9 protein-coding genes are annotated in these 12,786 nt (G+C 51.6%); all 9 read right to left on the reverse strand.

The features are described from left to right. Nucleotides 1-82 precede the first annotated feature (82 nt). The 9 genes from ACXMYH_RS13800 to ACXMYH_RS13840 all read right to left on the reverse strand — a co-directional run bounded on the left by ACXMYH_RS13800 (nucleotide 83) and on the right by ACXMYH_RS13840 (nucleotide 12,704). On the reverse strand, nucleotides 83-1,060 hold the full coding sequence (locus tag ACXMYH_RS13800) for a glycosyltransferase family 2 protein (RefSeq protein ID WP_118531026.1): 978 nt from the start codon (nucleotides 1,058-1,060) through the stop codon (nucleotides 83-85). Then, nucleotides 1,053-1,901 (reverse strand): LicD family protein, encoded by an 849-nt coding sequence (locus tag ACXMYH_RS13805; RefSeq protein ID WP_329751277.1) that lies wholly within the window; start codon nucleotides 1,899-1,901, stop codon nucleotides 1,053-1,055. The genes ACXMYH_RS13800 and ACXMYH_RS13805 overlap by 8 nt, the downstream gene beginning before the upstream one ends. Next, entirely contained in the window at nucleotides 1,898-3,238 is a 1,341-nt protein-coding gene (gene rfbH, locus ACXMYH_RS13810; RefSeq protein ID WP_118297220.1) for a lipopolysaccharide biosynthesis protein RfbH, read from the reverse strand. Before rfbH ends, ACXMYH_RS13805 begins: the two co-directional genes overlap by 4 nt. A 25-nt stretch (nucleotides 3,239-3,263) precedes the next feature. Further along, the gene (gene rfbG / locus ACXMYH_RS13815; protein WP_118322004.1) at nucleotides 3,264-4,322 is read right to left on the reverse strand and encodes a CDP-glucose 4,6-dehydratase; all 1,059 of its coding nucleotides are present in this window, start codon (nucleotides 4,320-4,322) and stop codon (nucleotides 3,264-3,266) included. 32 nt (nucleotides 4,323-4,354) lie between these two features. After that, on the reverse strand, nucleotides 4,355-5,128 hold the full coding sequence (gene rfbF / locus ACXMYH_RS13820; protein ID WP_118297222.1) for a glucose-1-phosphate cytidylyltransferase: 774 nt from the start codon (nucleotides 5,126-5,128) through the stop codon (nucleotides 4,355-4,357). Between the two features lie 4 nt (nucleotides 5,129-5,132). Next, the gene (locus tag ACXMYH_RS13825) at nucleotides 5,133-6,635 is read right to left on the reverse strand and encodes a hypothetical protein (RefSeq protein ID WP_118531032.1); all 1,503 of its coding nucleotides are present in this window, start codon (nucleotides 6,633-6,635) and stop codon (nucleotides 5,133-5,135) included. Next, complete coding sequence (locus ACXMYH_RS13830; protein ID WP_118531034.1) at nucleotides 6,625-8,331, reverse strand: hypothetical protein; 1,707 nt, start codon at nucleotides 8,329-8,331, stop codon at nucleotides 6,625-6,627. The genes ACXMYH_RS13825 and ACXMYH_RS13830 overlap by 11 nt, the downstream gene beginning before the upstream one ends. Nucleotides 8,332-8,457: 126 nt before the next feature. Continuing rightward, complete coding sequence (locus ACXMYH_RS13835) at nucleotides 8,458-10,419, reverse strand: hypothetical protein (RefSeq protein ID WP_486555104.1); 1,962 nt, start codon at nucleotides 10,417-10,419, stop codon at nucleotides 8,458-8,460. 11 nt (nucleotides 10,420-10,430) lie between these two features. Further along, a complete protein-coding gene (locus ACXMYH_RS13840) occupies nucleotides 10,431-12,704 on the reverse strand; it encodes a hypothetical protein (protein WP_486555105.1) in 2,274 nt (757 codons plus the stop codon). Nucleotides 12,705-12,786: the final 82 nt, after the last annotated feature.

A 12,786-nucleotide genomic window follows, 5' to 3' on the forward strand; every position in this document is an offset into this window, starting at 1 on the left:
CACAAATTATTCATGATTTTGTAATGTTTTTCCAGTGTTTCCGGGGCTTTTTCGCCTGTCAGGCCGAGAAAATCTCCTTTTTTCACTGAAGTTCCTGTCCAACCGTATCCTGTTTTCGTTTTTTCCCGAAATTAGCAGTATCTCTCACGATATAGACCGGCCGGTCCTTGATCTCAGCAAACAGGATCGCGATATACTCACCGATGATCCCGACGATCACAAACAGCACGGAAAACATGAACGAGATCAGGACAACGATCGTCGCATATCCGTTCGGCGCCCCGTACAGTTCCCAGGTATAGACCGTATAGATCACCATGATCAGGCCGAAAAGCGCCGTAATCACACCGGAATAGATCCCGAGTTTTAACGGCAGGTCCGAAAAACAGAGGATCGTGTTGATGGAAAATTTAAACAGACTTTTGATGCTGTACTTGCTCTCCCCCGCAAACCGCGGTCTCGCCTCGTACTCGATCGTCGTCTTCTCGAATCCGATGCTCTGCACATAGCCGCGCAGGAAGCGGACCTTCTCCCGGTAGTTGTTCCGGAGGACCTCCGCCGCATTTTTGCTCACTGCGAAAAAGTCTGAGGCATTGGCCTCAAACTTCACGTCTGAGAGGTGGTTGATCAGCTTGTAGAACGCTGCGGATGTAAAGTTCTTTACAAAACCCGCCGTCTTATTTTTCGTGCGCACCATGCTGATCACTTCGTATCCCTCATCAAACTTTTCCACGATCTCCGGCAGGCATTCCGGCGGATGCTGCAGGTCCGCGTCCATGCAGACGATACCGTCACCGCCCGCATAGTCCAGTCCCGCGATCATCGCTGCCTCATGCCCGAAGTTCCTGGAAAAGTTGACGATCTTCACTTTTTCGTCCGACGCCGCGAACTCCCGGAGGATCGAAAGGGACTGATCCCTGCTGCCGTCGTTCACGAACAGGAACTCGTAGTCCCAGTCCGCCGGCAGCGTTTTTAAGATCTTCCCCGTCTCCGCATAAAATTCACGAAGCGCCAGCTCCTCGTTGTATACCGATACAACGACCGAAAGCAGTTTAGTCATAAATCTTGATCTCCATATCGGAATGTTCCGGAATCTGTTTTTCCTTCGGCGGAAGTTTCATGTAATCGCCGTAGAGCTGTGTCAGAAGTTCGTCCCAGCCGGACGGCACATAGAACTTCGTGTCCTCAAACGGCATCTCGACAACCTCGTCGTCCCACTCGCGCTTCATTTCCACATAGAACCAGTTTGGCGCATAGCCCGTGTAGAAATACAGCGGGCGCTCTTTTCTGCTGTCAAAGCAGCACAGAGCATTCCAGAGCTTCCAGATCACCGGGAATGGGATCAGCTTTCCGATATTGGCAAGGACCGCCACAAAGAGCTTCATAACGCCCTTATAGTCGCTGTAATCGATCTCATAGCGGTGTCCCAGGGCGAATCCGTAGAGAACGCAGTGGGAGAGCTTTGTGAGCTTCTTTGCGAGCTTTCCTGCCGGGAGTCCGTCCACGATGAACAAATCCACATTCAGGCGGCTGATCTTGTCGTCATAAAACTCCATCTTTCCGGAGTCCTCGAATTTCTGGCTCTTGTTGTACGTCACTCGGGAGATAAAGTCGTAGAATGCCTTTCCTCCATGGTATTCATTCGGCTCCACGAAGGACATGTCCTCCGGCAGTTCCCGTCTTACGACCTTCGCGAACATCTCATAGTTCTTTCTCGTGAACATGACATCCACATCGTCATCCCACGGGATAAATCCGCCGTGGCGGACTGCGCCAAGGAGTGTACCGGAGTCCAGGGCATATTTGATCTTATACTTTCTGCAGATCCGGTCGATCTCCTTTAAAAGTTTTAAATTGACCTCATGGACTTTCGTCAGGTCAAAGGATTTTTCTTCACTCACTGTAACAGCCCCTCTTTGATCACTTTCGCCATATAGTCGATCTTTTCGTCTGTCATTCCCGGATAAACGCCTACCCAGAAGGTATCGCTCATGATCCGGTCGGTATTTTCGAGTGTGCCGACAACTCGGTAGCCCTTTTTCTCCGCTCTCATTTCATCGAAGCACGGATGTTTGATCAGGTTTCCGGCGAACAGCATTCTCGTTTGGATGCCTTTGCTCTCGATGTACTGGACGAGTTTATTCCGGTCTGTTCCCTTCTTGCATGTGATCAGGAAACCAAACCAGCTCGGTCTGGAGTTCTCGGCCGGAACCGGGAGGATCAGGCGGTCTTCCGTCTCCGCAAGAGCGGCTCTCAGACGGTCAAAGTTGTGTCTTCTGCGCTCCACGAAGGTCGGGAATTTCTCGATCTGCGCGCAGCCGATCGCTGCCTGAAGGTCTGTCGCTTTCAGGTTATAGCCGAAATGGGAGTATACATATTTGTGGTCATAGCCGAGTGGAAGTTCTCCGTACTGTCTGTCGAAACGATGTCCGCACATATTGTCATGTCCGGACGGGCAGACGCAATCGCGGCCCCAGTCGCGGAAAGAGCGGATGATCTTATTTAACAGCGGGTTGTCCGTATAGACAGCTCCGCCCTCGCCCATCGTCATGTGGTGCGGCGGGTAGAAGCTGGAAGTTCCGATATCGCCGACCGTTCCGGTGAATTTCTCCTCGCCGTTGATCGTATATCTGGATCCCAGTGCATCACAGTTGTCCTCGATGAGCCATAAGTTGTGCTTCTCGCAGAACGCTTTGACTGCCGCAAGGTCGAACGGATTTCCGAGTGTATGGGCAATCATGACTGCCTTTGTCTTCTCGGAAAGTGCTTCCTCGAGCTTTGTAACATCGATGTTGTACTGCGGGATCGTCACGTCAACGAAGACCGGAACAGCGCCGTACTGGATCGCCGGGGTAACGGTCGTCGGGAAACCTGCCGCAACAGTGATGATCTCGTCTCCGCGCTTTACGCGGCGGTCGCCGAGCAGCGGGGAGGTCAGGGTCATGAATGCTACCAGGTTTGCGGAAGAGCCAGAGTTTACAAGAGCACAGTAGCGCACATGGAGGTACTCCGCAAGCTTCTTCTCGAACTCATCCGTGTAGCGTCCGGATGTGAGCCAGAACTCCAGGGAACTGTCCACAAGGTTTACCATCTCTTTGCTGTCGTACACGCGGGACGCATACGGGATGCGGTCTCCCTCATGGAACTCCTTTTTCTGGTTATGGAATTTATCGGCATATTCAGCTACGAGGTCAAGGATCTCTTTTCTTGCCTCTGCTTCTGTCTTATTCTCAAACATAATTTTTCCTTTCCTGTCTATTCCTCTACTGAAACATCTCCGCGATCTGTCTGTCCATCACAGCGACAACATCGCCGTTCTTCTCATACTCCTGGCACCACTCCACCGTGAGTCCGATCGCTTCCTTCACGCCGTAACGCGGGTGCCAGCCGAATGTAGTCTTTAACTTCGAACAGTCGAGCTTTAAGAAGTTCGCCTCATGGGGACCTCCGTCGCTCTTATTCTCCCAGGAAAGTCCGTTTCCCCAGGCATTGCAGAACATGTCCACAAGCTCACCGGTCGTCACACAGTCCTTGTCATCCGGTCCCACGTTGTAGTAACCGGCATATTTCCCGTCCTCATACTGTGCCTTTGCGACCATCAGATATGCCGCTAACGGCTCTAAAACATGCTGATACGGGCGGGTGGAATGCGGATTGCGGACGATGATCGGCTTCTTCGCCATCGCTGCGCGGACACAGTCCGGAACGATCCGGTCATTCGCAAAGTCTCCTCCGCCGATCACGTTTCCGGCACGGCAGGTCGAGATCGCACAGTGTCCGTCCGCAAAGAAGGACTTTTTATAGCTGTGTGTCACAAGCTCGGAGCACGATTTGCTGTTGGAATACGGATCATAGCCGTCCAGGCGGTCCACCTCGCGGTAGCCGTACTCCCACTCCCTGTTCTCATACACCTTATCCGTCGTCACGTTCAGGAATGACTTTACACACGGGTTCAGGCGGACGCACTCTAAAATATTGACAGTGCCCATGACATTCGTCTCATAGGTGTAGACCGGATCCTTGTAGGAATCCCTTACGATCGGCTGTGCAGCCAGATGCAGGACGATCTCCGGCTTTGTCTCCTCAAATACCTGTTTTAAATGGACGAGGTCCCGGATGTCCCCGATGACGGAATTCATCTTTCCATCAAGACCGGCCATGTCAAATAACGCCGGATCTGTCGGCGGATTTAAAGAATATCCTGTGACGTTTGCTCCGGCATTTACCAGGATCCTGGAAAGCCATGTTCCCTTAAAACCGGTGTGTCCCGTCACCAGGACATTTTTTCCTTTATAAAAGTCAAAAACTTCTTTTAAGTTCATCTCATCTTCTCCAATTACGGATCTTTATTTCCTTATTCCCAGATCTTCCAGGGCGCGTTTCCGGACTGCCACATCGCCTCTAACTGCTGTTTCTCACGCTGGGTATCCATGCACTTCCAGAATCCCTCATGGCGGTATGCCATAAGCTCGCCGTCCTTTGCAAGATTTCTTAACGGTTCCTGCTCGAATACGGTGGAATCGCCCTCGATGTAGTCGAATACGCCCGGGTTCATGACCATGTATCCGCCGTTGATCAGACTTCCGTCGTCATCATTCTTCTCGCGGAAGGAATTGATCTTTCCGTTCTCCTCGAGGTCAAGGACGCCGAAACGCTGTCCGATATTGACGGCTGTGATCGTTGCGATCTTTCCGTGGCTTCTGTGGAACTCTTCGAGCGCTTTCAGGTCGATATTCGCAAGGCCGTCACCGTAGGTCAGCATGAACGGCTCATTTCCGACATAGTCTCTGATGCGCTTTACACGTCCGCCGGTCATGGTATTTAATCCTGTATCGATCAGGGTCACCTTCCAGGGCTCGGAGTAATTGTTGTGGACCTTCATGCTGTTGTTTGCGAGATCGAAGGTCACGTCGGATGTGTGAAGGAAATAGTCTGCAAAGAATTCCTTTACCACATACTGCTTATATCCCAGGCAGATGATAAACTCATTGTATCCGAACTGGGAGTAATATTTCATGATATGCCAGAGGATCGGCTTCTCACCGATCTCGATCATTGGCTTTGGTTTTAAATGGCTCTCCTCGCTGATCCTTGTTCCGAATCCTCCTGCCAGGATAACTACTTTCATAGGTCTACCTCCATATATTCCAACCGTTTTCTTTCAGGATCGTAAGCGCTGACCGGCATCCCGGTTTGTGATATTCCAGCGCATCCTCTAGTGTGTTGTCTGACTCATTTTCAAAATTTAATAAGATCTGTTTTACTTCATCCCGGTTATGTTCTTTCCGGTATTTTCCGAAGCGGAACTCCTCAGTCGTCGTCATCACGTTTCCAATGAGGAACATGGCTGCGAGAGCGATAGATACAGTCTTTACAGGCATGGCCAGTGTGGCTTTTTTCCTGCAAAATCCGCACTTTGCCGCCAGGGCAAACGTCAGGAAGATCCCGATGATACCGATCTGGTACTGCAGTGCGTATCTGGAGCTCATTCCATACTTATCGTTCGGCATAAAGATATATCTGCTCACGAGCACCATCAGATGGTTCATGCCGCCGCCCGCCAAAAGCATCAGCGGCAGGATCGTCTTTTCCTCGATCCGGTAATAAAAATTCATCCACAGTGCGAAGAAGTACGAAACCAGTACGATCACACCGACCGCACACCATACTTTCCCCGGAATTCCCGCAAAGTTCCTGTCAATCAATTCTACTCCAAAAACCATGGAAGAAAAAGACTTAAGCAGAAATTTAATAAAAAATTTCGGATCCTGTCGGAAAGCCGTAAAGAGCGGCACATTCACCGCACCCGAATACTCATACACCGCCTGGGAATTGCTCCAGAGATAGATGAGGAACGGGATAACTGCTGCCGCGATCAGGGCGATCATGCGGGCCGTTCCGATCCCGGAACGTTTCGGAGATATTACAGCGATGATTCCGTTATCTTTTTTCCAACTTGCTTCATTTCCTGTTTCTGCTCTGTTCTTCTGATCTGACTGTTTTCCGGTCTGTCTTAAACACACGACATCCCGCACATAGATAAAAAGATATGCGAGTACGATCGTCACCGTATAGATCGCGCAGTACGGACCTGCTGCCCCGATCGTGATCACGAAAGGCAGCACAAAGAGCAATACCAGCTCCGACCGCTTTGCATTCCTGAAGCCTTTTTCATATACCCGGTCAAGCAGCGCATAATTCCAGAAGAACAATCCAAATGCCAGGAAATGCGCCCATCCGGTTCCGTTGTACAGCATCTCCCATTTATTCAGACTGAACATGACGATCATCATAGCCGCATACCAGACCGGACAGAGTTCTTTTTTCCTGCTGTACCAGCCGATCACCAGTGCGGAAAGCCCGAATCCGAGAACGCCCATCACGCGGTCCACGGTAACGCTGTAGCCGAAGATCATCACATTCAGACCGCGTTCTAAAAAGTTTACCGGAATTCTCGTGAGAAGATCCGCAACAAAGAACTTATCCGGATTCCAGACGTCCGGCAGATAGGAATTGATCAGCCGGATATAGTCGGAATACACCATGTCGATGGCGGAGCGTTTTAAATATGCCAGATAAAAGAGGATCCCAAGGATCGGAAGTCCGATGTAGATATAACTTTTCTTATTCTTCATGATCTCCTCCGCCTGCTGCGGTCTTCGCTGCCGGTCTTCTTCTCGCTCTGCGGCGTCTTGCCGCCTGTTTCGCCGTGTTCTCACTCTGTGTCTTCTGTGTTTCCGTCTGCGGTTGTTTATCCGCTTTTGATACTGCTGATCTTGTACTTTCGTTCCTGATCTGATCAGCTGCTGTACGTCCGCTCACCGGCTGGCTGAGTGTCACGATCCTCATGGATGTCGCCGGTGCGGCCTGACGGGGTCTGCGTTCTGTCCTGTTCCCTTCCTGACGAGCCGGGCGGGATTCTGCCGGTCTGACAGGCTTTGTCTGCGGTGCTGCAGTCTCACGGGACTCACGATTCATTCCAGACGTCCCGGCTGCCTCTCTTGCCGCCTGTGCCCGCTTTCTTCTCTGGCGTCTCTTTGCGGAAGAGCTTAACTTCTCCTGCTGTACATCCTCTGTTTTTTTCTCCAACGGCATCAACGGAAGCGGTTTTCCTGCAGTCTTTTCCGCTGGGGTCACCGGCTGTACCGGCTGCACTGTCACGATGGATCGCGGCTTTCTCTCTTCTGACTTTCCAGCTGTCTGTACTTTGATACTCACAGCAGCCTCAGCTTTCTCATTCTGCTGATGTTTATTTGTTTCCGGTTTCACTTCTTTGCCTGGCTGAGGCTTGTTCGCTTCGGTCTTCACAATCCTGCTCTGCTGAAGTTTGTTCGCTTCGACTTGCGATTCTTTCTTCTGTGGATTTTTTACCTTCCGCTCTTCCGGAACCTTTTTCGACATCGGCTGATCTGCCGCTTTTCTATTTTCCTTCACATCCCGGTCTGCATTTCCACCTGTTCTGATATTCTGTCCATTCTTAGCGGCGGACTGCTTTGTGTTGGACTGCTTTCCGTTTTCGCGTCTCTGAGCCTGTCCCTGACGGTTGCTTTTCGTCTGAACGTGCTCATGTTTTCCTTCGCCGCTCTTCGCCTGATCTCGTTCCGGCCTTCCCTGTCCACCGTTCTTTGACTGGCTTCGTCCAGTCTGATTCTGGCTATGTCCTTTTGACTGTCCGCGTCCCTGTGACTGATTCTGACCGCGTGCTTTCGTCTGCGCTCCGTATGTTTTTCTCACATTTGTCCCATAATGTCCTGTCTGGCTCTTTTTGATCTCCGGCCCCCGTTTTTTATGACGGTTCGCATGGCGGTCCGCAACGATCCGCAGAAGATCTTCCATGTAGTTATACTGATTCCAGGCATCTTCCTTGGAAACATAATTTTCATGTACCGCTTTGTTTCCGATCACGCGGATCTCATTTAATTCCCACTTTCCGACACGGTCCAGATACCCGTTCTCATCGAGCCACCATCCAAATTGCTGGAATGTCATGACTCTCTGGCGCTTTCTTCCGTTCATCCGGTAAGTCTCGCGCTGTCCTCTTCCATCTGAACTGCTCCGGGCATTCGCCATCGCCTGGGCGGAATTATCAAGCTCGATCCCGTTAAACTCTGCCACAAGCTTTAAGAACAATTCCAGATTCTGGCGGCCTTTTACCATTGCCGCATTATACTCCCCGCGCCGCAGCCATTGCTTTTCCTTCTTTAATTCCCGCTTTACGGGAGCAAGATGGGCGATCATGTTCCTCTTTCTCCGGAAAAATCCGATCACGAGGATCAGGACCACTGCAATGGCAAATCCCACGGTCATGGGAGCCAACTGCTGTCCATTCATTTTCTGATTCTCCTTTTTTCTCCGTAACAGCCATGCATCATCATGTCCGGCAGCCGCTGCACTTTTTTCGTGAAACCTTCAGATAAGCGGTTCCCTCGGATATCGCGCAGCTGCTGCCGCGGCTGCTTACTGGTCGACTACCTTCACGACCATTGCCAGATTTTCTTCCCCGCGGTGTTCCCGCGCACCTTTCACATAAAAGTTGCACGAAAACTCCAGCGTAAATCTCTGATACGGTGCGGCTGGGATTTCGTAGTACATCGTATTGTCCGTAAATACAAGGTCATCCATCTGCCGTCCGTTCACTTTGATCTTACAGGTCTCGCCGCCTGTAAGTTTGTCGGGGTAATAGCATTTCAAGGTCAGCTTGCTGCTCTCCCCGTTTGTCAGAACGATCTTTGCGTTCTCATCGATCCACCCGTCCGCATAGCTTCCGAACGGCGTGTCGAATCGCTGCCGCTTCACGATCTCCGTCACATCGTTGTACGCATTGTGCTCCGGGTCCTCACACAGGATCACCATATTGTCCGTGATCTCCTTGAGGTCCATATCGCTGTCGATAAACTGAAGTTTCGGAACCTTTGTTTTTCCTTTTGCGTATACTTTCAGGAATGTTTCTGCATTAAAATCACTGATCTCGAAATCTTTTCCGATGATATAGATCTCTTTGTCGAAGATATCGTCCCCGTATGTTCCGTATGTCTTTTCCTCCAGAGAATTGTACTGGCTCTGCGGTGCCCATAAATACAGGTTATCCCAGTTGTCCCGGTAATATGTCTCAACCGGGAATATCAGACAGCCGTATAAAAGTACCAGGATCCCCGCTTTTCCCATCACACGGGACAGATAAGCAAAGAACAGGAGCGCCGCTGCATAGGCCACATAGACCCAACGCATCTCGACACGGATCGTCACGCTGGAGCTGCCAATGCAGAGCGCGATAAATCCAAGAAACAGGATCGTGTTCTTTAAATGACAGACAATCTCTTCCCGATCTCTCACCATACCGAGAACGGCCGCCAGCACACCGGCTCCGAGAACGGCTTCCGCTGCCAGGATCAGGTTCCGGATCCCGTCCGGGCTGTCCACAAACGGCTCAATGCAGAGATAATCCGGTCCGGAGTTTCTTCCGAACACAAATCCCACCTGGCTGATCGCCTGGTTGATCGCATCCGTGAGCTGGAAGGTATCTGCCACATCCGTTCCGCCGGTTCCTGCCGGTGACAGCGTTCCGATCGTGCGGAGACGGATCATCTGGATCACTCCAAATACCACGATCGGGAGCAAGATGAGCAGGATCCCTGGCAGGCGGAAACTGCTTTCTGTGTCTGCTGCTTCCGCGCGGGCTGCTGCATCTTTCTTACTCTGTGCTCCGCGACTCTGTCCTCTTCCACGGCTGCGTCCCGGCTCTGCCGCGCGCTCCGGTTCGTTTTTTTTCTCCGGTTCCGCGGCCGCATTTTCCGTTCCCAGACCTTTTCCAAAGCCAAGGAGCACCGTTAAGAGAAGAAGCGGCAGGAGCACCATATACCGCTCGTGAATGAAGCTGACCACAAAGTATAGAACGTTGGCTGCGAGAAACGCCCCCGCTTTTTTCTCATTCACGTACCGGTACAGAAACCACAGCATCCCGAGCGCCGCCCAGAGTGCCAGGCTTTCCATCAGACCGTAGAACTGTCCGATCTGATAATATGCCATTCTCGAAGACAGGTAGAGAATGCCGGCTGCAAAGCTTAAGATCTTTCTCCCATCACTGAATGACACTGCCATCCGATAAATGCTGTACGCGATCCCCGCGTTCAGGATGATGTTGAACGGAACCATCCATTCCACATGTCCCCCGATAAAGAAAAGTTCCAGCCAGGATGCCAGGTAAAACAGGAAGCGGAACCGGCTGCTGCCCATCGGGAATACATACTCTGTAAACGACTGGTCCCCATAACAGGACCAGAGGTACAGATCATCCATATAAAGTCCCTTCAGTTCTACTCCACGATTGATCCAAAATCCAAATCCCAGAAGGAGCGCAAAGATCAGAAGCTCCGGGCTCCACCTCTTCCACGCCTCTGAGGTTTTCTCCTGTAAATTCATGTCTTATCCCCTTACTGCTGTTCTCCGGGCCAGTATTTTTCGGTAAACTCCGCCAGAAGCGCCTCGCTCTCCTCCGCGGAGAGTTCTCTCGGTTCTGGCGAGAATACTGCAAGCCCGTTTCCATTTTCATACAGGAGGTCTGAGAGATACCCCTGTTTTAAAAGCCCTGTCACATTTCGGAATCCGTCCGTTCCGGGCTTTAAGTATCCGCTTCCGAGATAGATATGATCCACTCCCGCGAATGTAAAGAACTCTGCCAGTGCCTCCGGGCTGGATGACAGATTGAAGTTTCCGCCGCTTCCCTCGATGTCCGTATAGCTCTGGGTGCTGCACGGGAAGCGCAGCATCTCCGGCTGTTCCCCGAATACGACGACGCGGTTTCTCGGATTTTCCGCCAGCACGTCCCAGATCTTCTCATTTCCGTATGAGACGAGCAGTTCATGGGATTCTTCCATATGATTATAATATCCTTTATGGAAGATTTTCACCGGTGTCAGTCCCAGCGTTCCACCCCAGTTGCTCACGGCTGTGATCGTCATATTAAAAAGAAGGAACGGGACCAGCATCCTGCAGATCGTTCCGCGGAGGAAACCGCTCTTTAATTTTCCTGCTGTGATCACCGCCAGGATCGCTGAAAGTGCATAGAGGAGCAGGAAATAGTTTCCATCCACCTGCCATAAAAGATAAAGCGCCGCGAGACTCACGATCCCATTCGTCACAAAGACCAGCGCCAGGCAGATCAGGGAGCTTTTTTCTTTCCGTCCCGATCTCTTCACATCCGCCAGCACCGGCAGACAGACCATCAGAAGAAAGATCAGGAGCAGCGGCGATCCCCAGGCGATCCGCACATGCGCCATATCTTCGCCCACCGGGGCCATGAGAACGCCGTAAATCCTCTTTAAAATGTGCTTGAGCCCCGCCAGGGAGATCAGTGCCCCGCCGTTTGACGGCAGACTCTCAAACCGGTACGGATACCGCACGGTAAAGCCGAGGGCCGCCCAGATCGAGTTGAACACGGATGTCAGCGGAAGTCCCGTGTGCAGCCATGTCCGGTACCAAATGAGAAGCCACATCGGGATCATAAAGCCAAGGGATGGAAGGAAACTTCCGCGGAACTTAAATCTCAGCTGTTTTGTGAGCAGGATGTAAAGTCCGGCGGTTCCTGCCGCCGCTGTGGAAAATACAAGCGCCGTCGGCTTTAACACGAGTGTCATCAGGTAGGCATCCACCGCCAGTACCAGATAAGCGTCCTTCTTTCTCCTGATGTAAAGCAGCAGAAACAAAAGCATGACAAGCTGCATAAATACCGTCATGGAGTCTGTCTTTGCAGTGATGGACATGTTCATGATCCCGGGTATGCAGGAGAGCAGCGTCATACAGCCCACCGCATGCTTTCTTCCGACAAAAAGTTCCACGATCTGGCCCGCGGTGATCAGGGTCCCAAGCGTCATCCAGATCTGGAAACTCAGGAAAAAGCCGTAGGACGGCAGTCCGGAGATCGGTAAAAGCAGTGTCTCCAGGCCCTTCGAGTACGTGTATACCACGTTGACCATTCCGAGATTTTCATAGATCCCGCCGCCGTTATCCAGGACATACTCACTCCGCAGGCCATAATGGAGCGAGTCGTAATCGGCGCAGATGTTCATTCTTCCGGCCTGCAGGAGGACCATCGCAAGAATGATCGCGATACAGGCGGACATTTCCAGAGAGATCTTTGTCTCCTTCGGGATCTGTTTCCACGGCTTTCCGCCATCTCCTGTCGTTCTTAATTCCATAAACCGGAAACCGATCAGAAATCCGGCAATGATCACCGTAAGTAAACGGAAGCTCTGGATCCCGCACCCGAAAAGCAGGGATCCTATACAGAATAAAAAGATCATACATCCGCTTCCCAGAAGGAAATCCGCAAGTCCGGTGATCACATGATACTCTCTCCAGACATGATTTCTGTCCATCCCTCTGCGAAGGCGCGCACCGAACATCAAAAGGACCAGAACATAGGCGCCGGACAGGAACATCGCCGTGAACGCCTGATGGATCCAGAGGAATCCGGCTGTGATCAGGAGAGCTGCTCCTGCTCTGAGCCGGTTCCGATCGATTTTCCATATCGCGAACAGATATAGGAAAAACAGCACAATGATCTCTGCCAGAAGTTCGATCGTCTCCGGTCTTCTAAGCCGGATCCCATCCACTCCTGTCACATAAACCTGTCCGATCGCAACTAAGAGCGCGGGCACCGCCGCCAGCGCCAGAATAATTAACGAGGCCCATTCCCGTCTCTTCATAATTCCCCCCCGGTTGCGGTTCTTCTCCGGCATGATTCCTGCTGTCTGCCCATTCGCACATCCGGATATCGTCCGCAGGCAT

It is taken from the genome of Pilosibacter sp. NGB245 (genome assembly GCF_057397225.1).